The sequence below is a fragment of the Candidatus Schmidhempelia bombi str. Bimp genome (assembly GCF_000471645.3).
In the GTDB taxonomy this organism is placed as follows: domain Bacteria; phylum Pseudomonadota; class Gammaproteobacteria; order Enterobacterales; family Orbaceae; genus Utexia; species Utexia bombi.
On the sequence record NZ_AWGA01000033.1, the window covers coordinates 1 to 24606 of the forward strand.

Annotated in this window: 21 protein-coding genes, 1 tRNA gene and 1 pseudogene; 17 read left to right on the plus strand and 6 right to left on the minus strand. The window is 37.4% G+C overall.

Going from position 1 to position 24606, the window contains the following annotated elements; translation table 11 throughout:
- Positions 1 to 543: pseudogene (locus O970_RS03165) on the minus strand (hypothetical protein); the annotation flags it as partial.
- Positions 544 to 1063: 520 nt separating this feature from the next.
- Between O970_RS03165 and O970_RS03170 the strand changes: the two are divergent.
- From O970_RS03170 to O970_RS03190, 5 genes are all read left to right on the plus strand, one after another.
- Entirely contained in the window at positions 1064 to 2464 is a 1401-nt protein-coding gene (locus O970_RS03170) for a DHA2 family efflux MFS transporter permease subunit (protein ID WP_024495728.1), read from the plus strand.
- A 28-nt stretch (positions 2465 to 2492) separates the two neighbouring features.
- Positions 2493 to 3122, plus strand: coding sequence for an MBL fold metallo-hydrolase (locus O970_RS03175; RefSeq protein ID WP_024495729.1), 630 nt, complete (start codon positions 2493 to 2495; stop codon positions 3120 to 3122).
- Between the two features lie 185 nt (positions 3123 to 3307).
- On the plus strand, positions 3308 to 3892 hold the full coding sequence (locus tag O970_RS03180; RefSeq protein WP_166667072.1) for a biotin transporter BioY: 585 nt from the start codon (positions 3308 to 3310) through the stop codon (positions 3890 to 3892).
- The gene (locus O970_RS03185; protein ID WP_024495731.1) at positions 3889 to 4461 is read left to right on the plus strand and encodes a YiiX/YebB-like N1pC/P60 family cysteine hydrolase; all 573 of its coding nucleotides are present in this window, start codon (positions 3889 to 3891) and stop codon (positions 4459 to 4461) included. Before O970_RS03180 ends, O970_RS03185 begins: the two co-directional genes overlap by 4 nt.
- A gap of 92 nt (positions 4462 to 4553) precedes the next feature.
- Positions 4554 to 4629, plus strand: a tRNA-Asn gene (locus O970_RS03190).
- Positions 4630 to 4911: 282 nt separating this feature from the next.
- Here O970_RS03190 and proC read toward each other — a convergent pair.
- Positions 4912 to 5721: a pyrroline-5-carboxylate reductase gene (proC, locus tag O970_RS03195; RefSeq protein WP_024495732.1), complete on the minus strand. Its 810-nt coding sequence runs from the start codon at positions 5719 to 5721 to the stop codon at positions 4912 to 4914.
- A 520-nt stretch (positions 5722 to 6241) separates the two neighbouring features.
- Here proC and fabV point away from each other — a divergent pair.
- The 12 genes from fabV to yciH all read left to right on the plus strand — a co-directional run bounded on the left by fabV (position 6242) and on the right by yciH (position 20291).
- Complete coding sequence (gene fabV, locus O970_RS03200; RefSeq protein WP_024495733.1) at positions 6242 to 7441, plus strand: enoyl-ACP reductase FabV; 1200 nt, start codon at positions 6242 to 6244, stop codon at positions 7439 to 7441.
- Between the two features lie 230 nt (positions 7442 to 7671).
- Complete coding sequence (murJ, locus tag O970_RS03205; protein ID WP_024495734.1) at positions 7672 to 9207, plus strand: murein biosynthesis integral membrane protein MurJ; 1536 nt, start codon at positions 7672 to 7674, stop codon at positions 9205 to 9207.
- Between the two features lie 133 nt (positions 9208 to 9340).
- Positions 9341 to 10753 (plus strand): replicative DNA helicase, encoded by a 1413-nt coding sequence (gene dnaB / locus O970_RS03210; RefSeq protein ID WP_024495735.1) that lies wholly within the window; start codon positions 9341 to 9343, stop codon positions 10751 to 10753.
- Positions 10754 to 10773: 20 nt separating this feature from the next.
- Positions 10774 to 11889 carry an alanine racemase gene (gene alr, locus O970_RS03215; RefSeq protein ID WP_024495736.1) on the plus strand — a complete coding sequence of 372 codons (1116 nt, stop codon included), beginning with the start codon at positions 10774 to 10776 and terminating at the stop codon, positions 11887 to 11889.
- Between the two features lie 122 nt (positions 11890 to 12011).
- On the plus strand, positions 12012 to 13037 hold the full coding sequence (gene mltG, locus O970_RS03220; RefSeq protein ID WP_024495737.1) for an endolytic transglycosylase MltG: 1026 nt from the start codon (positions 12012 to 12014) through the stop codon (positions 13035 to 13037).
- Between the two features lie 9 nt (positions 13038 to 13046).
- The gene (gene tmk, locus O970_RS03225; RefSeq protein ID WP_036562522.1) at positions 13047 to 13679 is read left to right on the plus strand and encodes a dTMP kinase; all 633 of its coding nucleotides are present in this window, start codon (positions 13047 to 13049) and stop codon (positions 13677 to 13679) included.
- A gap of 5 nt (positions 13680 to 13684) precedes the next feature.
- Positions 13685 to 14680 (plus strand): DNA polymerase III subunit delta', encoded by a 996-nt coding sequence (gene holB, locus O970_RS03230; RefSeq protein WP_024495739.1) that lies wholly within the window; start codon positions 13685 to 13687, stop codon positions 14678 to 14680.
- Between the two features lie 147 nt (positions 14681 to 14827).
- Positions 14828 to 16234, plus strand: a complete 1407-nt coding sequence (locus tag O970_RS03235) for an MBOAT family O-acyltransferase (RefSeq protein WP_024495740.1) — start codon at positions 14828 to 14830, stop codon at positions 16232 to 16234.
- A gap of 10 nt (positions 16235 to 16244) precedes the next feature.
- Positions 16245 to 17414: an SGNH/GDSL hydrolase family protein gene (locus O970_RS03240; RefSeq protein WP_024495741.1), complete on the plus strand. Its 1170-nt coding sequence runs from the start codon at positions 16245 to 16247 to the stop codon at positions 17412 to 17414.
- Positions 17407 to 18609 carry a GDSL-type esterase/lipase family protein gene (locus O970_RS03245; protein ID WP_024495742.1) on the plus strand — a complete coding sequence of 401 codons (1203 nt, stop codon included), beginning with the start codon at positions 17407 to 17409 and terminating at the stop codon, positions 18607 to 18609. The genes O970_RS03240 and O970_RS03245 overlap by 8 nt, the downstream gene beginning before the upstream one ends.
- Positions 18610 to 18894: 285 nt before the next feature.
- The gene (gene pyrF, locus O970_RS03250; protein ID WP_024495743.1) at positions 18895 to 19602 is read left to right on the plus strand and encodes an orotidine-5'-phosphate decarboxylase; all 708 of its coding nucleotides are present in this window, start codon (positions 18895 to 18897) and stop codon (positions 19600 to 19602) included.
- A 368-nt stretch (positions 19603 to 19970) separates the two neighbouring features.
- The gene (gene yciH, locus O970_RS03255) at positions 19971 to 20291 is read left to right on the plus strand and encodes a stress response translation initiation inhibitor YciH (RefSeq protein WP_024495744.1); all 321 of its coding nucleotides are present in this window, start codon (positions 19971 to 19973) and stop codon (positions 20289 to 20291) included.
- Between the two features lie 167 nt (positions 20292 to 20458).
- On the opposite strand, the gene tmaR is transcribed toward yciH, so the two are convergent.
- The 4 genes from tmaR to leuB all read right to left on the minus strand — a co-directional run bounded on the left by tmaR (position 20459) and on the right by leuB (position 24569).
- Positions 20459 to 20773, minus strand: a complete 315-nt coding sequence (gene tmaR / locus O970_RS03260) for a PTS system regulator TmaR (protein WP_024495745.1) — start codon at positions 20771 to 20773, stop codon at positions 20459 to 20461.
- Positions 20774 to 21356: 583 nt separating this feature from the next.
- Positions 21357 to 21962: a 3-isopropylmalate dehydratase small subunit gene (leuD, locus tag O970_RS03265; protein WP_024495746.1), complete on the minus strand. Its 606-nt coding sequence runs from the start codon at positions 21960 to 21962 to the stop codon at positions 21357 to 21359.
- Between the two features lie 8 nt (positions 21963 to 21970).
- Positions 21971 to 23383: a 3-isopropylmalate dehydratase large subunit gene (gene leuC / locus O970_RS03270; protein WP_024495747.1), complete on the minus strand. Its 1413-nt coding sequence runs from the start codon at positions 23381 to 23383 to the stop codon at positions 21971 to 21973.
- A 106-nt stretch (positions 23384 to 23489) separates the two neighbouring features.
- Positions 23490 to 24569, minus strand: coding sequence for a 3-isopropylmalate dehydrogenase (gene leuB / locus O970_RS03275; protein WP_024495748.1), 1080 nt, complete (start codon positions 24567 to 24569; stop codon positions 23490 to 23492).
- Positions 24570 to 24606: the final 37 nt, after the last annotated feature.

Below are 24606 nucleotides of genomic sequence, written 5' to 3' on the forward strand. Positions count from 1 at the left end.
TACACTGCCTTTAATAGTGTCGGCTTTTTCCTGATTGACTATCCCTGACACAGCCTGCCAATAATGGGGATAGGTAATTTGATTACCACTTTCTTGTGTTTTTTGTTGGTAACAGTACCAATCAAGCTGGTGCATATATAAACTGTATAAGGTTATCGACGGGGGCGCTTGAGTTGAAATGCCTATCTTGGGCATAGCTAAATAGTGCCGAACTAAAGTAAAACCCGTTGAAAAATATGCTACTTTTTGCTGGGCTTGATAGGGGATTTCGAGTTTAATATTGTCGTTGTATACCATCTTTGGATAAACGTCGTTAACGCGATAAGCAATTACTTCGCCATGTGCTATACAGCGCAGTTTATCGTCACATTTTATTTTACTTAGTACCTGTTCATCAACATGGATACCACCATGCCATATGCCATTGCTACCAAAAGGATAAAAACCGCTGTTTGCGTCTGATAGGGCTTTATAATAGGCGTCTTGACTAAGTGGTTGTTCGCCTATTGGAAATGTGAAATCGTCTATTTTTTTGATGGTCATGGTTATTTCTTTCCTTATTCCGAAAAGCCTTTTGAGTGAAACCATATCGTTTTTTTTATAGGATGTCGAATTCTTTATTACATTATTAGTGTTGTGTTTAATAAAATTTAATCTTTATATTTTATATTGTTTTGCTCGCTAAAATAGATTAAATAAATTTTTGTTTAAATTTCTGTCACTTAATATTGTTTTTAATACCTTAATTTTATTTATAGCGCGGCTTATATAAAGGTAAAATAAGGTTAATTATTTTTTATGATTATGTGGGGATATCTTGAGATAAGTTATATAACCTATTTAAATTGGTCTAAAATTTCTTATTTTTGCTAGAAATGCTTTAATTACGTTAATTGAAGGATAGTTTTTTTATCTTTCACGATTTTTTAGACATCATAGATACCATTTGTTTAAAAATTTAAGAAAAAGATTTATTGCCCTAATTAAAGTGTAATAGCCCTTAATTTGCTTTTTATAAAAAGAAAAATATAATTAATTTATATTGTTACTTTCGGTATAAGTTATGTCTAGTTCTCCACCCTTATCACCTACCATATATAAATTTATTCCTTGGATTGCAGCTACCGCTTTTTTCATGCAGTCATTAGATACTTCAATTTTAAATACAGCGCTTCCAGCGATTGCGCAGGATCTCAATGAATCGCCACTTAATATGCAGTCCGCGATTATTAGTTATGTGTTAACTTTGGCGCTATTTATTCCTGTTAGTGGTGTATTGGCCGATAAATTAGGTACGCGTAATGTATTTGTATTGGCGGTATTTTTATTTTTACTTGGATCTATAGCGTGTGCTTTATCCCCGTCATTGATTTGGTTTGATGTGGGGCGCATAATACAGGGAATGGGCGGATCGATGATGGTTCCTGTTTCAAGGTTAGTGATTATAAAATCCTTTAAACGTAATGAACTTTTATCTGCGTTAAATAATGCCACTATTCCTGGGTTGATCGGTCCGATTATTGGTCCGATTTTAGGCGGCTATTTGGTACAAATGATGAGTTGGCATTGGATTTTTTTAATTAATTTACCAATAGGGTTAGTTGGTATTATTACTGCATTAAAATTTATGCCTAATTTATACGGTAAGTCTCATCCCTTTGATATTATTGGTGTATTGTTAGTCTCTTCTGCTGCCATGAGTGTGACATTAGGACTTGAATTAATTAATGATAATCTAACTTATTTAGTTCTTTTATTATTCGTGTTCGCGGGAATAGGCTTATTTTACTATTTACAACATGCTCGCCGTACTCTCTATCCGATATTTCCATTAGCGTTGTTTAATATTCATACTTTCCGTATTGGGATTATGGGCAATTTAATTAGTCGTTTGGGCATTTCAGCCACGCCATTTTTAGTTCCACTGTTATTGCAAATTGCATTTGGCTATTCAGCCATTCAGTCTGGTATTTTATTATTACCCATGGCGGTCGCTGCATTGATTATGAGAACATGGTCACAGCGAATTTTAAATCGTTTCGGTTACCGTCATGTGTTGATCTATAATACGTTATTTGCTGGGTTAGCAATCATAGCCCTTTCTTTATTGCAAAAGGATTCGTCGATAATTGTCTATATCATCTTATTATTTGCTTTAGGTTTTTTTAATTCTCTGCAATTTACGGCGATGAATAGCATTACTTTATCTAATTTAGAGGGCGATTTAACAAGTAGTGGTAATAGTCTTATGGCGGTCAATCAACAATTAGCCGTGAGTTTTGGGGTTGCTCTAGGGGCGGTTTTAGTGCAGTTTTTTAGTCAACATGTTGACTTATTTCATCATGATGTTGATAAAGCGTTTAAAATTAGTTTTATCTTACTGGGTTTGATCACATGTGGTTCTGTGCTAATCTTTAGTCAATTAAAGGCGACAGATGGGCGAAATTTAATTAAACATCGCTAAACTAGCGCGAATATTAGAGGCAATATAGATGCAATATAGAATAATTCCTGTCACCAGCTTTGCTGAAAATTGCACCATAATTTGGTGTGAAAAAACTAAAAAAGCCGCCATTGTCGATCCTGGCGGTGAAAGTGCACAAATAAAAAAACTAATTAGTCAACTTGATGTAATGATAGAAAAAATTTTACTAACACACGGTCATTTGGATCATGTCGGCGCAGCGAGTGAATTAGCACAATATTATAATGTGGCTATTTATGGACCAAACGAGCAAGATCAATTTTTATTGGATAATTTACCGCTTCAAGCGGCGCAATTTGGTTTGCCTTTTGCAAGCGCTTTTACGCCCGATCATTGGCTTAAGGATGGCGATGTATTGGCAATAGGTGAACAAGTGTTACATGTTATTCATTGCCCTGGTCATACGCCAGGACATGTGGTATTTGTTAATCAAACGACTAAATTAGCCTTAGTTGGGGATGTATTATTTAAGGGAAGTATTGGACGCACTGATTTCCCTCGTGGTAATTATCAAGATCTTATGCATTCAATTAAACAAAAATTATGGCCATTAGGCGATGATATTCAGTTTATTTCTGGTCATGGTCCTATGTCAACATTGGGTGATGAGCGAAGAACCAATCCTTTTTTGCGCTAATTAATGTCATATTCTGTTTTTAATGCATATCGTAAATGATAGATTGCGGTGATAACGGTAATATTGCGTTATTTTGCAGCGTCGGTGAGATGTTATGAATGTAAACCCATTTTTATTAAATGGGTTTACAAATAAACTTTTTCGGTTATTATACCTGTCTATTCACTGATAAAGGTCGTGCTATTATGAAACAACAATTTATAACGAGTTATCCTGTATTTATCTCAACCTTGTTTAGATTAACATCTTGGCAACAAAAATTATTAGTTACCACTTGTGCGACATTAGTCTTAGCCGTGTCGGCAAATGTAAGTATTCCTACTGAGCCAGTGCCTTTTACATTTCAATCGTTAGCTGTATTATTGGTTGGGGCATTTCTAGGACGGCGTTTAGGTATGCTCGCCCTCTTACAATATCTTGCGGTTGGTGCGATGGGGTTACCTGTTTTTGCTAATGGCAGTGGGGGGATTGCAGCGTTATTGTCTCCATCTTCAGGCTATTTATATGGCTTCATTGTAAGTGCTTATTTAGCCGGTTTTGCCGCTGAAAAGGGATATGATCGGCAATTAGTATTAGGACTAATTGCATTTGCTTGTGCTCACCAAATAATTTTTGTTTTTGGTGTTACTTATTTAGCTGGGTATTTATCGATTAGTTTGTCGCAAGCAATAAAAATTGGTTATTTGCCTTTTATTGGCTTTGATTCACTCAAATTTATACTTGCAAGCTGTATCATGTTTATATTGTGGCGTTATCGAGCAAAAAGATGAATAAACTTGATGCTGGCGATATTATATTTCAAAGCCAGAAAGCACATACCCCTTTTAATGGCGCCGTTAGTCGTTCGGGGGCGGTGTTAAATATGAAAAAAATACAAACCAACATTAATCATGTTGGTTTGTATATGGGTAATAATACTATCATTGAAGCCACACAAAAAAAGGGCGTAATACAACAATCCTTAGCTAATTTTTTATCTGATGGTGATTATCATATCGTTGGCACTGTTTATGATTCTAAGGCAATAAAAAATGCGCTAATTCGTGCTAAGGCTTGCTTAGGTCTCCCATATAATCATAGCTTCTATCCAGATGCAGAAGGGTTATATTGCAGCCAGCTTATTACATATGCGTTTAAAACTAAACGGGATAGTGACTATTTTGCATTGTATCCAATGAATTTTATTGATTGTACCACACAGCAAATTTTACCTTATTGGATTACATACTATACTCTGCTTAATCAACCTATTCCGCAAGGACGACTTGGCTCGCACCCACAACAATTATTAAGGCAAACGCATTTATTTAAGATGATTCGAATTTTAGTCATAAATTAGATTGAGCAAATTAAAAGCAAAAGAACCAATGAAATCATTTTTACTGTTGACAATATAAAATTAAATCTATACTATACGCGCCATACTTTGATTCCTCCATAGTTCAGTCGGTAGAACGGCGGACTGTTAATCCGTATGTCACTGGTTCGAGTCCAGTTGGAGGAGCCAACTTTTCTAAAGTTAGAAAGCCAGTCTTGTTGTACTGTCTTTTTTATATGTCCTTCACTACAATTTGTGAAGGATTTTTTTTGTCTTTTCAATATTGCTTATAGCCTAACTAAGTGATTAATCCCCGTATGGGTCGACTATTATTTTCACTTTTATGAAAAGATGCCCGCCTCTTTGATCAAATATATTTTTTATATTGCTTGAATAGCCATAGAGATTTTCGCTTTAAAAAAGCAACGAATTATCGTTGCATTTAGCTGGCTTTGCATTATTAACATATAGCTATTTATTTGACATAGACTCAGATTTTTTTACACAACTGGTTACGGCTTCAATAACGGCTGTACGTAACCCATTGTTTTCTAATGTTTTTACTGCTTCAATCGTTGTGCCTCCTGGTGAACAAACCATATCTTTTAATTCGCCAGGATGTTTACCTGTAGCTAACACCATTTTCGCAGCACCTAACACGGCTTGAGCGGCAAATTTATACGCTTGGGAACGTGGCATTCCAGCTAATACTCCCGCATCAGCCATTGCTTCAATAAACATAAACACATAGGCAGGTGAAGAACCACTTACACCTGTTACTGCATGAACAAGATTTTCTGCGACCACTTCCGTTTCGCCTAAGGCGTTGAAGAGGGCGATAACGGTATTTAATTCTGTATCGGTGACTTGTTTATTTGTTGTGATTGATGTCATCCCTGCATTTACCAATGCTGGGGTATTAGGCACAGTGCGAATAATTTTATAGTTTGAGCCTAACACGTTTTCCATTGCTGCAAGTGTAATACCTGCTGCTACAGAAACAATGACCGTATGCGCTGATAATGCATGTTTAATTTTTTCTAAAACGGATAGGATAGCATTAGGCTTGACGGCTAAGAATAGTATATCGGCTTTTACGGCGACCTCAATTTCTGATGTAGCAATAGTCATTGCTTTATCTGTTCCTAACTGTTTTTGCTTATCTGGCGTCATTTTATAAGCAATGATTTGTTCTGCTTTAACGATTTGACTGGCTAGCATACCTTTTATCATAGCCATTCCCATATTGCCTACACCAATAAAACCTATTTTTTGTTCCATATTATCCTCCTAGTTAATTTATCTATTTTTTATCTGTAATAGAATAACTGTATCAAGTAATATGTCTATACTTTACGCACAAAAATAGATTTTCATAGTACAAATTCTTACCATAAATTTTAGTTTTATGGGGCAGATAAATTTCTATAATTTGCTAATTATTTAAATAGCTTAGCCATCTAAATGTTTACAATCGCAAAAAATAAATTTTATTTAAATGAGCGATAAGTCTTCCCCATTTTATGCAAGATTTTTGCTTGAGCGCTACGATTTGAATCTTAACGTTACGTTGTGGTGCTTCATATGGTTTTGTATCAGATATCTATCTTTAAAGCCGAAACAGTGACCACGCTATGTGCTTCTTCACTTTTTGCAATTTATTGGTCTTCTAGCGCCAATAATAATAAAGTGCTAAAATTAATCGCTATTTTTTCTACCCCTATATCGATTAGCTGTTAATGTGCTATGGCTGATACAGGATATAGGCGGGTATTTTTCAGAAGATGATTGAGATATAATTATGATTATTAAACCAAAAATTCGTGGTTTTATTTGTACAACAACCCATCCAGTTGGTTGTGCTGAAAATGTTAACCAACAAATTGCTTATGTAAAATCAAAAGGTAAATTAGCCAACGGTCCAAAAAAAGTATTAGTTATTGGGGCATCGACAGGCTATGGTTTAGCTTCACGGATTAATGCTGCTTTTGGCTCTGATGCGGCAACAATTGGTGTATTTTTTGAGAAGCCAGGTACGGAATCCAAACCAGGAACAGCAGGCTGGTATAATTCGGCCGCCTTTGATAAAGCCGCAAAAGCAGCGGGGTTATATGCTAAAAGCATTAATGGCGATGCATTTTCTAATGCGTGTCGTCAACAAGTGATTGATCTAATTAAACAAGACTTAGGACAAGTTGATTTAGTGGTATACTCATTAGCGTCCCCTGTACGTAAAATGCCAGATACAGGCGACGTGGTGCGTTCTAGTTTAAAACCAATTGGTGAGCCATATAAATCAGTCGCATTGGATACCAATAAAGATGTCTTAGTTGAGGCGACGGTTGAGCCAGCAAATGAACAAGAAATTGCCGATACCATTAAAGTTATGGGCGGTCAAGATTGGGAACTTTGGATAAATGCGTTATCCGACGCGGGAGTATTAGCAGATAATGCCCAAACGGTGGCTTACTCTTATATTGGTACTGAATTAACTTGGCCTATTTACTGGCATGGTACGTTAGGTAAAGCGAAAGAAGATTTAGATCGCGCCGCACAGGCATTAGATGCTAAATTATCCGCTAAAGGCGGTCATGCTTATGTCGCGGTATTGAAATCGGTGGTGACACAAGCTTCATCGGCCATTCCTGTTATGCCACTTTATATTGCGATGTCATTTAAAGTGATGAAAGAGATGGGCATTCACGAAGGTTGTATTGAGCAGATCCAGCGTATGTTTGCGACCAAATTATATGCGCAAGGTGAGCCTGCAACTGATGACAAGCACCGTCTAAGATTAGACGATTGGGAATTACGTCCAGAAGTACAACAAGCATGTCGTGATATCTGGGCAAAAGTGACAGATGACACTATCTATCAAGTAACCGATTATCAAGGTTATAAAGATGAATTTTTACGTCTATTTGGTTTCGGTTTAACTGGTGTTGATTATGATGCGGATGTTAACCCTGATGTGAAATTTGATGTAATTGAATTACATTAATTTTATTTTTAGCCAGAAAAACCTACAACATCAAGCTTGTAGGTTTTTTAATTTTTATCATTTTTGTTATTCATAAAAAATTCCTCGTTAGTTACCCTGATATTTACGTTGAGAATATGCTAAAATGAGGTTGATTTGAGCACTAGGATGAAAAAGATAATAGTGCCGAATATCAGCAGATCAGATGTCACACGTTTACCAATACTTATTCCATCATATAAGACTGAATTATGAATTTATTAAAATCGTTAGCAACAGTCAGCTCAATGACGTTATTTTCTCGTATACTTGGATTTATTCGTGATGCGATTATTGCCCGTTATTTTGGTGCAGGGATGGCAACTGATGCTTTTTTTGTTGCCTTTAAACTTCCTAATTTATTAAGGCGTATTTTTGCTGAAGGCGCATTTTCTCAAGCTTTTGTACCTATATTGGCTGAATATAAAAGCCAGCAAGGCGATGAAGCAACCCAGACCTTTATTGCTTATGTCTCTGGCTTATTAACGTTAATCTTAGCCTTGGTGACGGCGGTAGGTGTTATTGCGGCACCAATCGTTATCTATATCACGGCCCCAGGTTTTACCGAACCCGTAGAAAAATTTGAGCTAGCCGTTACTATGTTACGTATAACGTTTCCCTATATCTTTTTAATTTCATTAGCCTCATTAGCGGGGGCGATACTTAATACGTGGAATCGTTTTTCCGTACCGGCATTTGCACCGACCTTACTCAATATTAGCATGATCGGTTTTACTTTATTGGCATCGCCTTACTTTCATCCACCGGTATTGGCGTTAGCGATATCGGTATTAGTGGGTGGCGTGTTGCAATTACTGTATCAATTACCTTATTTAAAACAAATAGGTATGCTAGTTCTACCCCGTATTAATTTACATGATACAGGGGTTTGGCGTGTGTTAAAGCAGATGGGACCGGCCTTATTAGGGGTTTCGGTTGGTCAAATTTCATTAATTATTAATACTATTTTTGCCTCGTTTCTCATTTCAGGTTCAGTCTCATGGATGTACTACGCGGATCGATTAATGGAGTTTCCGGCGGGGGTGCTTGGTGTGGCATTAGGTACGATTTTATTACCCTCACTGTCTCGCTGTATTTCTACGGGCGATCACCAACAGTACTCGCAGTTACTGGATTGGGGTCTGCGGTTATGTATTTTATTAGCGCTTCCAGCGACCGTTGCTTTAGGTGTTATATCTCGTCCTTTAATTGCAACATTATTTGAATATGGTGAATTTACTTTAACTGATACCTTAATGACACAACAAGCGCTAGTTGCATACTCTTTTGGATTATTAGGGTTAATTTTAATTAAAGTGTTAGCGCCAGCCTTTTACTCAAGGCAAGATATAAAAACCCCCGTTAACATTGCGATTATCACCTTAATTTTAACGCAAGTGATGAATTTAATGTTTATCGGACCATTGAAACATGCCGGTTTATCCTTATCTATTGGACTTGCAGCTTGTTTTAATGCTGCTTTACTATTTTGGCAATTACGTAAAAAAGAGTTATATCAACCACAATCGGGTTGGTGGCTATTTCTAATCAAAGTAACTATAGCAGTAATAAGTATGGCGATAGTCCTTTGGTTTACCATGCATTGGTTGCCTGCGTGGTCAACAGGGAGCATGTTATCAAGGTTAGGACGTTTATTGATTTTAGTCATGGCGGGAATCATAACGTATTTTAGTGCGTTATACCTACTTGGCGTTAAACTTAAGCAATTTGTTAAACGTATTGCTTAATTATATTGATGTTTTATTGGATTTATTATGGAAATTTATTTTCCTTATTCTATCTGACATAATCTATCTATTCTGCTAGGAATGGATAGAATTATTTGGATAACTTTTATTTTTAAAGAAATGACACACAGTTATGGCAACAGAGAAAACCAAACAGACTTATCATCGGAGTAAACAAGATGCGCAGGTACACAATTTAAAAGTACCTCCGCACTCCATTGAAGCCGAGCAAGCCGTATTAGGTAGCCTAATGCTAGATAATTTACGCTGGGATCATGTTGCTGAGCGCATTACTGAGCATGATTTTTATTCGCGTCATCATCAAATTATTTTTCGTGAAATGCAATCGATGGTCACGAAAGGTGTGCCTATAGATTTAATTACGCTATCAGAAAATCTAGAGCAGCGGGATGTATTAACGGATGTTGGCGGTTTTGCTTATTTAGCCGAATTGTCAAAAAATACCCCAAGCACGATCAATGTTAATGCTTATACGGATATTATTCGCCAGCGGGCAATAATGCGTGAATTAATCGCTGTGTCTAACGATATTGCAGATAGCTGTTATTCACCAGAAGGACGTGAAAGTGAAGACTTATTAGATTACGCTGAGACTAAGGTGTTTCAGATTGCTGAAAAGAGGGCGACAAGTGGCGAAGGTCCTAAAAGTATTACAACTGTACTGGAAGAAACCGTTGCTCGTATTGAAGAACTCTTTCAGCGACCACACGATGGCGTAACCGGTGTTTCGACTGGTTTTGTCGATCTTGATAAAAAGACAGCGGGCTTACAGCGTTCAGATTTAATCATTGTTGCCGCCCGTCCTTCTATGGGTAAAACCACATTTGCAATGAACTTATGTGAAAATGCCGCCATGATGCAGGATAAGCCAGTACTGATCTTTAGCCTAGAAATGCCTGCTGAACAAATTATGATGCGTATGCTTGCCTCCTTATCTCGCGTCGATCAAACCCGTATTCGAACAGGGCAGTTAGATGACGAGGATTGGGCCCGCATTTCTAGCACTATGGGTATTTTGCTGGAAAAGAAAAACATGTATATTGACGACTCTTCTGGTTTAACCCCAATGGAATTGCGTTCACGGGCTAGACGTATTTATCGTGAACATGGCGGTCTAAGCATGATTATGGTCGACTATCTACAGTTAATGCGTGTACCGAGTTTATCCGAAAGTCGTACGCTGGAAATAGCCGAAATTTCGCGATCATTAAAAGCCCTTGCTAAAGAATTAGAAGTGCCAGTGGTGGCGTTATCCCAGTTAAATCGTAGTCTTGAGCAGCGAGCTGATAAAAGGCCCGTTAACTCTGATTTACGAGAATCCGGTTCAATTGAGCAAGATGCGGATGTGATTATGTTTATTTATCGTGATGAAGTTTATCATGAAAATTCTGATCATAAAGGTATTGCAGAAATCATACTTGGTAAGCAGCGTAATGGCCCAATTGGTAAAGTAAGATTAAAATTTCAGGGGCAATGGTCTCGTTTTGATAACTATGCTAACGCTGATTATTTTGATGATGAATAAACGTAAATCGAGGATGAGCAATGTCTATTGCGACCATTGAAGTGAATCTTTTAGCGTTGAAGCACAATATCAACTTATGCAAAGCACAGGCGCCAAATTGTCAACTGGCCGCAGTCGTGAAAGCGAATGCTTATGGTCATGGTATGATTGAGGTGGCCCGTTTTTTACAGGGGGATATCGATTATTTGGCGGTGGCTCGCCTGAGTGAAGCATTACAGCTGCGCTGTGCCGGGGTAACTGCGCCGATTATCATCTTAGCAGGCTTCTTTCATCACGATAATCTCTCTTTATTGGAACGCTATGCGTTACAACCAGTGATACATTGTCCTGAACAGATAGCAATGTTACACAAACTAAAAACCACGCGTCCATTAACCGTGTGGTTTAAGCTAGATACGGGTATGCACCGCTTAGGGTTTCGTGCTGAAGATGCCATTAATTATTTTCAACAATTACAACAGTGTGCCTCAGTTGCTAAGCCAATCAATCTAATTTCACATTTTTGTAATGCCGATTTACTGGATCAGCCCGATACAGTATCGCAAATTGCTGTATTTGATGATTTTATTTCTGCCTTGGGTGATAGGTCGTGCATTGGTTTACAATCACTTGCTGCCTCTGGTGGGCAATTGGCGTGGTCAGCTTCTTATCGAGATGTTATACGACCAGGCTTAGCGTTATATGGCGTATCACCGTTTAGTTATCACGAAATAGGTAAAGGCACTGGGGCTCAGTTAGGTTTACAACCTGTCATGACCCTAAAATCTGAATTAATCGCGATACGTAAGCAGCTAAAAGGTGAGGGAATTGGTTATGGACAAATCTGGCATAGTCAGCGAGATACCCAAATTGGGGTGGTAGCAATGGGGTATGGTGATGGTTATCCGCGCAATATTCCTTGTGGTACGCCAGTATTAATTAATGGACAGCGTAAACCAATTGTTGGCCGAGTCGCAATGGATATGATCATGGTTGATTTAGGACCCGATAGTCAATACCGTATAGGTGATGACGTTATTTTCTGGAATCACGATCTACCGGTTGAAGAAATTGCTGATTTAACGGGCATTAGTGCTTATGAATTATTAACACGATTGACAAGTCGAGCGCAAATTGTTTACAAAAAATGCATATAGTAGAGTGGTAAAGTTAATGTTATTTAACATTGCATTAACGTTATTGAATAAAGGTGCACGGTAAGGCGTGATTTAGTACAATAAACATCACCGTAAATAGTAGAAAAGTGATCCAAATAACCGTGAAACGATTGACTAAAATAATTCTCTTTTTAATAGTAATAGCTGCAATAGCTATAGGTACGGCTTTCATCTATATTCAGAGTATGGTAAAACAACCGATTCAACTCGCGACCTCTGAACAATTATTTGTGGTTGAACGGGGCATGGGGATGGCGGCGTTAAGTGATCGCATTGAGCAAGAAAAATTGTTTAAATATTCTTATGGGTTACCGCTGCTGATCCGTTTAGAGCCGGACTTACGTCATATTAAAGCAGGGACTTATCGTTTACGTAATGATATGACGTTGCGTGACTTTTTATTGTTACTTAATAGCGGTAAAGAAGTGCAACTATCGGTTCAGTTTATTGAAGGATCTAAGGCAAAAGATTGGCTAAAAAAATTGCAAACATTGCCTTTACTAGCACTGGAACTTGATCCGCAATTAAGTTTTAATCAATTAGCTGAGAAGTTAGGGATCGAAAGCGGTAATATTGAAGGGTGGTTCTATCCTGATACTTACTACTATACGCCCAATTCAACGGATATTGCTATCTTAAAACGGGCCTATCAACGCATGTCTAATGAACTCCAAGCAGTTTGGCAAGATCGAGAAGCTAATTTACCTTATCGCTCAGCCTATGAATTATTAATTATGGCATCGATTATCGAAAAAGAGACGGCGGTTGATAGCGAACGTAATTTAGTGGCATCTGTATTTATTAATCGACTGAATCGTAATATGAAGTTACAAACCGATCCGACGGTTATTTATGGCATTGGTGATCGTTATGATGGTCGTATTCGCCGGCGTGATCTACAGGATAATAATGCCTATAATACTTATATTATTTCTGGATTACCACCAACCCCCATCGCCATGCCTAGTCGAGCGTCACTATTTGCAGCTGCTCACCCCGCACAGAGCGAATACTTGTATTTTGTTGCAGATGGTCAAGGCGGACATGTATTTAGTAAAAATTTAAACGAGCATAACCAAGCCGTAAAAGCATATTTAGAAAACAAGCGTAAGCAAAGCAGTAATTAAAGGTCAAGCATGATATCATTAGGGAAATTTATTGTTGTTGAGGGGCTGGAAGGCGCTGGAAAAACAACAGCAATCGCGACAGTCGCACAACAATTACAGGCATATCAGATTCATGATTTGGTATTTACTCGTGAGCCTGGAGGGACACCATTGGCCGAAGCGTTGCGTACGTTAGTAAAAGATAGTGTAGATAATGAGCCTTTAACTTATCAAGCAGAATTACTGATGCTGTATGCTGCGCGGATTCAATTGGTTGATAATGTGATAAAACCGGCCTTAAAAGCCGGTAAATGGGTCATAGGGGATCGACATGATCTTTCGACACAGGCTTATCAAGGGGCGGGAAGACAATTAGATTCAGCCCTCATTAAGATGTTAAAAAACAGTGTATTAGGATCATTTAAACCAGATTTAACGCTTTATTTAGATTTATCGCCAGAAATTGGCTTAGAACGTGCTAAACAACGCGGTAAATTGGATCGCATTGAACAGGAATCACTGGAATTTTTTGACCGTGTGCGAACCCGTTATCAACAATTAGCCCAGCAAGATCAAAGTATTGTTGTCATTAATGCCGAGCAATCTCTTGAAAAGGTGACGGCAGCTATTCAAACAGCGTTATCAGACTGGTTAAATGGATGATAAACATGAAATATTATCCATGGCTTGATAAGGCTTATCATCAATTAGTCCAACCATTATTGATAGGGCGAGCACATCATGCTTGGTTAATTCATTATGTGGCGGGGAGCGGGGAGTCGCTATTATTGCAACGTTTTTTTAGTCGCCTGCTCTGTTTAACGCCTAGGGGGGAAGCTGCTTGTGGGCATTGTCATAGTTGTCTACTGTTTAAGGCGGGCAACCATCCCGATTACTATCATATACAGACAGAAAAAGATAAAAAACAGATAGGTGTTGAACAAATACGCCAATTAACAGATAAAGTGTATGAGCATGCTCAGCAGGGCGGTACTAAACTTATCTGGATAGAACAAGCGACGGATTTAACCGAAGCCGCTGCCAATGCCTTATTAAAAACATTGGAAGAGCCGCCTAGCGATACTTATTTCATCTTAACCGAAAGTAATCCTCAGCAATTGATGGCAACCTTACGCAGCCGCTGTTCGTTATTTTATCTGGCTCCACCCAGCTTAGAACAAGCAATGGCATGGTTACAACATTGTCAGCCAAATTATACTGAAAATCAACGAGCAACCGCATTATTATTAAATAATAATGCCCCGCTCGCGGCCAGCGAGTTATTAAATACTGAAAACTGGCAACTTAGAGAACAATTTTGTGAACATTTAAGTGAATGTTTATCTAAAGGTGAATTTTGGTCATTATTAGCACGAATCAATACACCGCAATCTAAAATAAAAATAACGTGGTTTTGTTCTTTATTACTTGATGCTGTCAAAGCTAAAAATCGTGCAGGAAAATTCGTTACTAATCGCGATAAAGTGCCACTGATACGGCTTATTGCGCGTTTTGATATTGAGCAAATCTATTATTGGTATCATCTCTGGCACCAAGTAAAATGGCAGTTACAAACCATTTCTGGTTTAAATCAAGAGCTTATCTTAGCTAATATGCTTGCCCAATCTGAATTAAAATTAAAATCTTATAATAGACCTAATTAATGTATTCATTTTACGTAAAAATAGATAAAATAGTGTAAAATCTATTTTTAGTAATAATCTTTTTACATTAATTCGTGCTTGGTAATAAGTGTAAATAAGAAAAATAACAATATGTTGGCTTATTAGTCGGATTTTAAAAGGGAAACTGTGAGCTATTTATCTATTGAATTTACCATTGTTTTCATGCTTTTTTTTGCCGTTTATTGGGGATTTAAGCAACGTATCGCGGTACAAAATTGGCTAATATTAATAGCTAGTTATAGCTTGGTTGGGTTATTTCAACTCTCTTTTGCATTAGTTTTAGCGGGATACACAATAATAATTTATATCTTATCGCAACTCATTTATCATAGCCAATATAAAAAGCGTTGGTTAACCATCTCTGTTATGGTGGCGGTAGCTAATTTAGCCCTTTTCAAATATTTTGATTTTTTTCGCGAGGTGTTGCAACAACTTTCATATACCTTAAATTGGTCACTATCATTCCCCAATATTGAAATCATTTTACCGATTGGTATCTCTTTTTATACTTTCCACTCTATAAGCTATTTAGTCTCTATTTATCGCCAAGAGATACGTCCTGTCTCTTTTTTTAACTTTGCCTTATTTCTTTCTTTTTTTCCTAGCCTTATTGCTGGACCTATTAATCGCGCAAGTCAATTATTGCCACAAATTTGCACGAAAAAAGAACGCTATATCTTTGCCCCCTACCGTGCTATGACCCTAATTTTACTGGCTATCATAAAGGTGTATTGGCTAAGTTCAGCTCTTTCTAACTACTGTATTGATCCCGTTTTTGCAACACCCATGGAATATCATAGTTTTGATCTATTATTGGTGTTATACCTGTATGCGATTCAAATTTACCTCAATTTTTCTGGATATACCGATTTAGTTACCGCAATAGCCTTATTGCTTGGATTTCAATTACCGATCAATTTTAATTTACCTTATTTAGCTACTAATTTACGGGTTTTTTGGCAACGCTGGCATATCAGTTTATCAACGTGGATTCGTGACTATATTTATATTCCATTAGGTGGAAATCGGGGGCGTTTTAGTCGCACCCAATGTAATGTATTTATCGCAATGTTATTATCTGGCCTTTGGCATGGTGCTGGATTAAATTTTATACTATGGGGCGCTATTCATGGTATAGGAATGGTTATATTAAATATAATGGATCGCTATTTGGGGAGAGACTATATTATCCGATCTTCAACTTTATTAGCAAAATTATTTACATTGCATTATGTCTGTTTTGCTTGGGTGTTTTTTCGTAGTAATAGTGTTAAAGAGGCATTTGAATATCTGTTAGCATTGGTTCACAATTACCATGGTATCAGTATGAAATTCAACTCTATTGGTCTGATTATTTTGCTGTTTATTATATATTGTTTTTACCCTTTTTGGTCACAGCTTCCTCACTATTTTGAAAAATTAATATCTAAATTGCCATGGTTCTGTATTTCATTACTCTTGATCTTCATTATGTGGTTAGTTATTCATTTCGCTCCACCGGGGATCCCTCAATTTATTTATGCGGCTTTTTAAGGAGAAAATAATGGCAATATCGAAAGTTTTTGCGATATTAATCACTATTTTTCTTGGTTTATGTTATCTATATCAACGCCCAATAGAAATATATTGGCAACAAGCTCATCATACGGATATACCATTGTTGGCGTTAAAAAAAACGGCGCTATACCAAAAGTTTGGTTGGTTAACCAGTGGTATTCACATCACCAATATGTTATCTGATAAAGTTACTTATTATGAAAATATTTTATTGCGCTGGAATCATAATATGATAAGTAACTCTAATCTTTTATTGTTCTATACCAATGGTAAATCATCGAGCAAACCCCTGATTGCGACAGAAAAACATAACCAAGTGCCGCAACACTCCGATCTTGAAATCGTACTCACATCGACGCCCGACATTAACGATGTTTCTCAGAGTATAAGCAGTGCTTATCAACAAGCAGGGCAACCCGTTGAGCAGCTAAATAAGGGCGAAGAGATTATAGCATCGCCACCATCTGAAGTGATAACTGAAACAGAGTCAAGGACGATTTTTATACAAGAAGGTGATAAACTCTTCTTCGTCGGTGATTCACTTATGCAAGGCGTTGCTCCTCATGTTAAACGTACCTTATATAAAAAATATAAAATTGAAGGTATTGATCTGAGCAAGCAAAGTACGGGGTTAAGTTACCCGAGTGCTTTTGATTGGCCACAAACGGTGGAAAAAACATTAGAGACCGATCCAACGATTAAAATCATGGTGGTTTTTTTAGGACCTAATGATCCTTGGAGTTTTCCAATAAAAGGACGAAAAAATTATGTTAAATTTAAAACGGTAGAATGGGAGGAAATCTATCGTCGTCGTATCGTTCGCATCTTAGACGCGGCAGAAAAACATCAAGTGCAAGTCATTTGGCTTGGTGTGCCGTGTATGAAAAAAGTTAAATTACATGATGATATGTTATATTTAAACACATTATATCAATCAGAAGTGACTAAATTTGGTGCACGTTATATACCTACTAGCGAACTGCTGGGGTGTAGCGATGAACATTATATGAATTTTATCACCACTTCTCGTGGCAATATAAAAGTACGTATTAATGATGGTATTCATTTTTCAAGAGCGGGACAGCGTATCATCGCAGAAAGAATTATCTCTGAATTAGTTATTCAGCCCAAAGTGAAAGAGGATAAGGATGAATAAATTTTTAACAAAACTATGCACTGTATGGATGATGACCGTTTTTCTAGCAGTGTGCCAAGCACAGGAAAAAAACGTAGTATTTAATGATAATGAATATCGAGGAATTGTTGATTTTGGGGATCCGAATGCCATCGAATTAAAACGACGATTCTTGGCATTAGAGAATAAATCACCTCATAATAATACATTAAATATTATTACGTTTGGCGATTCACATTCTGCTGCCGATTTCTTTACCGGTAAATTGCGAGAATTGCTACAAAATCGCTTTGGGGATGCAGGTATTGGCTGGATTTCCCCGATGTTTGTTTCTGGACAAAATCACACGGCGGTCAGTTGGAAAACGCGAAATTGGCGACTTTTTAATAGCCGCTTTGTCACAGACAAAGATTTTGTTATGGGGGGGTATATTGCTATGCCTATTGATAATGGAAGTTATTTACAAGTTATTCCCAAAAATATTGAGCGTTTTCAGCCTTGGCGAGTCAAAATGATGATCAAGCCATTAAAATATAATACGATTCAGGCTTTTGATGCGAATAATACACCGCTTGATTTGAAGTTAAAAAGTAATTTGTATCAATGGCAAAGTGTCAATATTATTACTACCATGCCGCTACGTATTGAGGCACAACCAGAAAGCGTAGAAATAGGGAGTTTTTGGTTACAGAAAATGAATCGTTCTGGCGTTATTTTGTCATCGATTGCGGGTAATGGTGCTAAATTATCCATATGGCAACGTTGGTCTCCTCAATGGTTATCTGAACTATCTGCAACACAAAGTGATTTAGTGATTTTAGAGTATGGTACCAATGAATCTTTTGACTCGCCGAAGAGTATTGATAGCTTTGAGCGTACATTATTGCTTAACATTCGCCATATTCGAGAAAGGTTACCTAAGGCGGCCATATTATTAATGAGTGCACCTGATACGATGTTATCTAAATCGACCAGCGAGAACTGTCAAGATCGATTACCGCAAAATTATCAAATGATAAGAAAAATACAGCAATCCGTTGCTAAAAAAGAGAAATTACTTTATTGGGATTGGCAAACGGCAATGGGCGGGAATTGTATTATAGAAAAATGGTATATGTTAGGATTAGCGAGAAGCGATTACGTACATTTAACTAAAGACGGTTATTATGCCAGCGCTAACATACTTTACCGTGATCTTATGCAATTTGTCCAATAAGTTGAGTGGTCTACTATCGGTGTTTGCTATAGCCGGCATAATTAAAAGAGCGTTTGGATGTTTATCGTTGAGTATTCTATTTAATCATTTTTATTCTTAATAAAATGAGATAGATTTTTAATGGTGATACAACTCATATTGATCGATTTGATGGCGGTTAAAATCATTTTATAACTTAACCGTATACATTTTTTAGTGTAAGTCACTATGCAATGTGGCTAACAAATAGCTACTGTTTAGCTTAATCTAACACTGATGTAATAGAATAAAAATAGGAATAAATATATGTCTTCACCCGTTATTGTTGCTGTTGATTTCTCAGATACTCGTTCTGCATGGGAATTTATCGATCGTGTATCGCCCTCTGATTGCCGTCTAAAAATTGGCAAAGAGCTATTTACACACGGTGGGCCGGATTTTATCAAGAAAGTACAGCAAAAAGGCTTTGATATTTTTCTTGATCTAAAATTCCATGATATTCCTAATACGGTGGCCCAAGCAGTGGCGGCCGCGGCTGATTTAGGCGTGTGGATGGTGGATGTACATGCTTCAGGGGGCAGTCGAATGCTACATGCAGCTAAACAAGCGCTTTCAACGTTTGGTAAAGATGCCCCGCTACTGATTGCGGTAACGGTGTTAACCAGTATGGAACAAGGCGATCTTAATGAATTAGGCATTAATGCGACCCCATTAGAACAGGCGACACGCTTAGCACTATTGGCCAAAAATAATGGGCTTGATGGCGTGGTGTGTTCGGCACAAGAGGTCAGCCATTTTAGTGCAAATTTAAGTCAAGATTTTAAATTGGTCACACCAGGTATTCGTCCTGAAGGGGCAAAAGCAGATGATCAACGCCGTATTATGACACCAACGCAAGCGATGGCGGCTGGTTCCGATTTTTTAGTCATAGGTCGACCGATTACCCGTGCAAGCGATCCGGCTAATGAACTTAAGAAAATAATGGCTTCATTAGTATTAAATCAATCCCATTAAAGCGAATAAGGATAACGGTAATCATATCTTTAGTAACAACCGGTTATCGATTATTTTCTGAATCGTGATTGTAGTTATCATTGCGAGAGAAAAACGACAATAATCGATTCTTGGAGGGTATCGTTATCCTTAGCTTACCCTATTTATTACGAGTAACATCATTACCTGTGCGGGCTTGTTGATATTTATACCTTTAGGTGCATGTTTATAATTAAGTTGTTTCGGTTGTCATTGCTAATCATATATTTGCTAAATGGATTTATAAAAAGAATCAGAAAAAGCAGAACTTTTCGGGTAGAATAGCGCTTATGTTAATATTATATCGATCATTATCATGTATTGGATAATGATAAAGGAGGCGTTAATCTATGAATGATAATCCTTTAGTTTATGCGACTGATATCGGACGAATTAAACAGGAAAAGGTAGAAAAAATCCGACCACTTGGTGATGGTATTGTACGTATTCAACGTCAAGTCGCGGGTCGTAAAGGTAAAGGTATCTGTTTAATTACCGGCCTAGATTTAACCACTACTGAATTAAATCAGTTAGCGGCAGAATTAAAAAAACGGTGTGGCTGTGGCGGCAGCGTAAAAGACGGACAGATTGAGATCCAAGGCGATAAGCGAGATATGCTAAAAACATTACTAGAGCATAAAGGGTATAAAGTTAAGCTGGCTGGTGGATAAAGTTAATACCATTAAATCCAATAGGTAGCTACGTAGCGATTTAATTAACTTAACTATTTTGATAATCGATAATAATAAGCTGATAAGGCAAAGATAACTAGAATATAAAGCGGCATAAAATAGAATTTATGTCGCTTATAACTATATGGAGGAAAATAGACGTAATATTAGTGGTTACTCATAGCACGCATTTTATTAGATAGATCTCGACGCTCTTTGGAGATCTCAGCGTTTTTAATAATAAAATCATCAACACGATCATCGTAATCATTTTTCATATTTGCGATAATTGCCATGATTTCTTCGTAGCTCATTCCTGGTTTAATGTAATCACTTAAATTTTCAAGTAACATAACTCGTTTCTGATTATCACGAATTTTTTTTTCGTTATCCACAATCTCACGTTTTAATTTGTTACGACGACGTGACAAACGTACATACTCTAGAACATCCTGAAATGATTGTTTAGTCGTTTTTTCCATTGTGAACCTCTTATTAATTTAATTAATTTATCAATACTCGTTAGTATATAAGAAACTCGCATAAATGTTGAGCATTAACTTATTTTAGCATCAAATTTATTTAGTGGTTTACGTGATAGGACTAACTTATGATGAATTAACAAAAGTGAAATAAGCGGGATATAGGGAAAGTCAAAATAGCGTCAAACAGCATGATTTTTTAATCATCAACTAATTGATATAGACTAACGAATACTCAATTTTACTTCAAGCCAATTCGTGATCAATGTTATATTTTTAATTTATCTTAACGTGTATGGTAGAAATCACCAAGCTAGTATTACCCTTAAATAACCACAATAAGTTAATTGGTTAGATAAATCATAATAGCACTAACGTATATTGATATTCTGTTTATTTTTATATGATAAAAGCAGCAAACTACGGCACTAAAAATGCTATAAATAAGTTTTTATTCAATCGTTGATAAGATAAATGTGCATGTTACGGATTATAATATCCTTGCAAGATTATATATCATGAATAAAACGGTTATTCTATAATAAAATCAAATGGTTATTGATTTTATTATAGATATAATTGATTAAGCTAAAAATGGAGGAATATTTTTTTCGTATTCACTGATTGCGTTAGCATGCTGTAAGGTCAAACCGATATTATCTAAGTCATTTAATAAACAGTGACGTTTAAAGGCATCAATTTTAAAGTTATACACTTTACCATCAGCTAAGACGTGTTGTTTTTCTAAATCAACGGTGAACTTGATTCCTTGATGATGATCGGCTAACTGAAATAACTCATCTATTTCTGCTTCAGATAATGTCACTAGCAGTAATTGATTATTAAATGAGTTATTATAAAAAATATCAGCAAAACTACAACCAATGATAACTTTAAAGCCATAATCAATAAGTGCCCAAGGCGCATGCTCTCTAGATGAACCGCAGCCAAAATTTTCGCGGGTTAAAAGAATGCTGGCGCCGCGGTAACAAGGTTGATTTAAAATAAATTGTGGATTAGGTTGTGAACCAGCATCATCAACAAAACGCCATTCATGAAATACATGCTTGCCAAATCCAGAACGCGTGACTTTTTGTAGAAATTGTTTAGGAATAATGGCGTCCGTATCAACATTGGCTACATCAAGCGGTACCACTAAACCAGTGTGTTGGGTAAATTTACTCATTATTATGCTCCTTAAAACGGTTTACGTATATCAGTAAAATGCCCCGTAATTGCCGCTGCCGCTGCCATTGCCGGGCTCAGTAAATGGGTTCTGGCATCGCGTCCTTGTCGTCCTTCAAAATTACGATTACTGGTAGAAGCACATCGATCATTTGCGACTAATTTATCATCATTCATCGCCAAACACATGGAGCAACCAGGTAAACGCCATTCAAACCCCGCATCGATAAAGATCTTATCGAGTCCTTCTGCTTCTGCTTGATCTTTGACTGGTCCTGATCCGGGGACCACGAGTGCTTGTACATTTGGTGCGACATGTCGACCTTTTACGATTTCAGCCGCAGCACGTAAATCTTCGATACGTGAATTGGTACAAGAACCAATAAAAACTTTGTTAATTTCGATATCTTCCATTTTCGTACCCGGAGTTAATCCCATATAGGATAAAGCCCGTGCTGCTGACTGTTTTTCAATAGGATCGAAAAAATCATTGGGATTGGGTATCGCTTGATCAATGGCGATAACTTGTCCAGGATTGGTACCCCACGTCACTTGCGGTGCAATCTCTTCTGCGCGTAAAGTGACCACTTTATCAAAAACGGCATCTTCATCTGTATGTAGTGTTTGCCAGTAATCAATGGCGCGTTCAAAATCTTGACCTTTAGGCGAAAATTGGCGATCACGTAAATAGTCAAAGGTCACCTCATCTGGTGCAATAATCCCGGCTTTAGCGCCCATTTCAATCGCCATATTACATAAAGTCATGCGACCTTCCATGGATAACTGTTTTATTGCATCCCCACAAAATTCAGCCACATAACCCGTACCGCCCGCACTGGTAATTTTGCCAATAATCGCTAAGATGATATCTTTTGCTGTAATTCCTGGTGCTATTTTTCCTGTTACTTCGATTTTCATGGTCTTAGCTCGACCTTGTTTTAAGGTTTGGGTTGCTAATACATGTTCTACTTCCGATGTCCCAATTCCAAAAGCTAATGCACCAAATGCACCATGTGTTGCAGTATGCGAATCACCACAAACAATGGTCATGCCTGGCAACGTCATCCCTTGCTCAGGACCCATCACATGGACAATACCACGTAAAGGACTTTGGATATCATAAAGTAAAATTCCAAATTCCTTGGCATTTTTTGCTAATTCAGTTAATTGAACACGGGCCATTTCACTGCAAGCACTTAACTCGTTACTTTTGGTAGAGGTATTATGATCCATCGTAGCAAAAGTTTTATCTGGACAGCGAACTTGGCGATTTTTCGCTCGTAAACCATCAAACGCTTGTGGTGAAGTGACTTCATGTACTAAGTGGCGATCAATATATAAAATAGGTGTTTCATTCGGTGCCTCATATACAATATGCGCATCATATAATTTTTGATATAGTGTTTTTGGCTGTGTTGTTGACATTGCACTTTTCCTTTCTGTTTTTGTTTATGCAATCATGGATCACTATGAACTCAATATCCTGCGTTAAATCCTCCATTGTTCAAGATCATTGCGCAGGCTAAATACATTAGATAAATTGACAAATGGCATCACCCATCTTATCGGTTGAGACATAGTGATCGCCTCTAGCTAAATCAATAGTACGATAGTTATTAGCTAACGCTTTATTTACTGCATTCTCAATGGCAGAAGCAATATCGTCACGTTTTAAGCTATAACGCATTAATAGTGCTAATGATAAAATTTGGGCAGCTGGATTAGCGATGTTTTTACCCGCAATATCCGGCGCACTACCGCCAGCAGGCTCGTAGAGTCCAAAGCCATGTTCATTTAAACTGGCAGAAGGCAACATCCCCATTGAACCCGTTATCATTGCACATTCATCGGATAAAATATCACCAAATAGATTGGAACATAAAATGACATCAAATTGTGCTGGATCTTTGATTAGTTGCATGGTGGCATTATCAATATACATATGTTCAAGGGTGACATCGGGATACTGTTTAGCTATATCATTGACTACTTCCCGCCATAATAGTGACGTTTGTAAAACATTGGCTTTATCGATAGACGTTACTTTTTTATGACGTAAGCGAGCGGCCTCAAACCCCATTTTTGCAATGCGTTCAATCTCAAAACGATAATAAATTTCAGTATCAAAAGCGCGCTCTTGTGGTCCTTGCCCTTCTCGTCCTTTTGGTAAACCAAAGTAAATGCCACCAGTGAGTTCTCGCATGCATAAAATATCAAATCCACGTTTTGCGATCTCTTCACGGAGTGGGCATAATTCGGCTAAATCTGCATAAAGACGAGCTGGGCGCAGATTAGCAAATAATTTAAAGTGTTTACGTAATGGTAATAAGGCGCCGCGTTCTGGTTGACTGTCTGGTGGTAAATTATGCCATTTTGGTCCGCCCACAGATCCAAATAATATCGCATCGGCTTTCTCACAGCCTTCCAACGTCATCGCTGGCAACGGTGTTCCATGCCTATCAATAGCGATACCACCGACCTCATATTCACTGGTGGTAATAGATAATTGATATTTTTCTCGAATAACGTGTAGTACTTTATATGCTTGTTTCATCACTTCCTGACCAATACCATCACCAGGTAACACGGCAATATGATAAGTGTGTGACATACTCTTCCTCGCTTTATTAAATATAGTTATTGAAATA

Bases quoted from the DNA above. Each gene is read 5' to 3' on its own strand.
- leuC (WP_024495747.1), bottom strand. From the start codon at position 23,383: ATGTCAACAACACAGCCAAAAACACTATATCAAAAATTATATGATGCG.
- O970_RS03185 (WP_024495731.1), top strand. From the start codon at position 3,889: ATGAATAAACTTGATGCTGGCGATATTATATTTCAAAGCCAGAAAGCA.
- O970_RS03240 (WP_024495741.1), top strand. From the start codon at position 16,245: ATGGCAATATCGAAAGTTTTTGCGATATTAATCACTATTTTTCTTGGT.
- alr (WP_024495736.1), top strand. From the start codon at position 10,774: ATGTCTATTGCGACCATTGAAGTGAATCTTTTAGCGTTGAAGCACAAT.
- yciH (WP_024495744.1), top strand. From the start codon at position 19,971: ATGAATGATAATCCTTTAGTTTATGCGACTGATATCGGACGAATTAAA.
- O970_RS03245 (WP_024495742.1), top strand. From the start codon at position 17,407: ATGAATAAATTTTTAACAAAACTATGCACTGTATGGATGATGACCGTT.
- proC (WP_024495732.1), bottom strand. From the start codon at position 5,721: ATGGAACAAAAAATAGGTTTTATTGGTGTAGGCAATATGGGAATGGCT.
- leuB (WP_024495748.1), bottom strand. From the start codon at position 24,569: ATGTCACACACTTATCATATTGCCGTGTTACCTGGTGATGGTATTGGT.
- murJ (WP_024495734.1), top strand. From the start codon at position 7,672: ATGAATTTATTAAAATCGTTAGCAACAGTCAGCTCAATGACGTTATTT.
- holB (WP_024495739.1), top strand. From the start codon at position 13,685: ATGAAATATTATCCATGGCTTGATAAGGCTTATCATCAATTAGTCCAA.
- O970_RS03170 (WP_024495728.1), top strand. From the start codon at position 1,064: ATGTCTAGTTCTCCACCCTTATCACCTACCATATATAAATTTATTCCT.
- fabV (WP_024495733.1), top strand. From the start codon at position 6,242: ATGATTATTAAACCAAAAATTCGTGGTTTTATTTGTACAACAACCCAT.
- tmaR (WP_024495745.1), bottom strand. From the start codon at position 20,773: ATGGAAAAAACGACTAAACAATCATTTCAGGATGTTCTAGAGTATGTA.
- dnaB (WP_024495735.1), top strand. From the start codon at position 9,341: ATGGCAACAGAGAAAACCAAACAGACTTATCATCGGAGTAAACAAGAT.
- pyrF (WP_024495743.1), top strand. From the start codon at position 18,895: ATGTCTTCACCCGTTATTGTTGCTGTTGATTTCTCAGATACTCGTTCT.
- O970_RS03175 (WP_024495729.1), top strand. From the start codon at position 2,493: ATGCAATATAGAATAATTCCTGTCACCAGCTTTGCTGAAAATTGCACC.
- tmk (WP_036562522.1), top strand. From the start codon at position 13,047: ATGATATCATTAGGGAAATTTATTGTTGTTGAGGGGCTGGAAGGCGCT.
- O970_RS03180 (WP_166667072.1), top strand. From the start codon at position 3,308: ATGAAACAACAATTTATAACGAGTTATCCTGTATTTATCTCAACCTTG.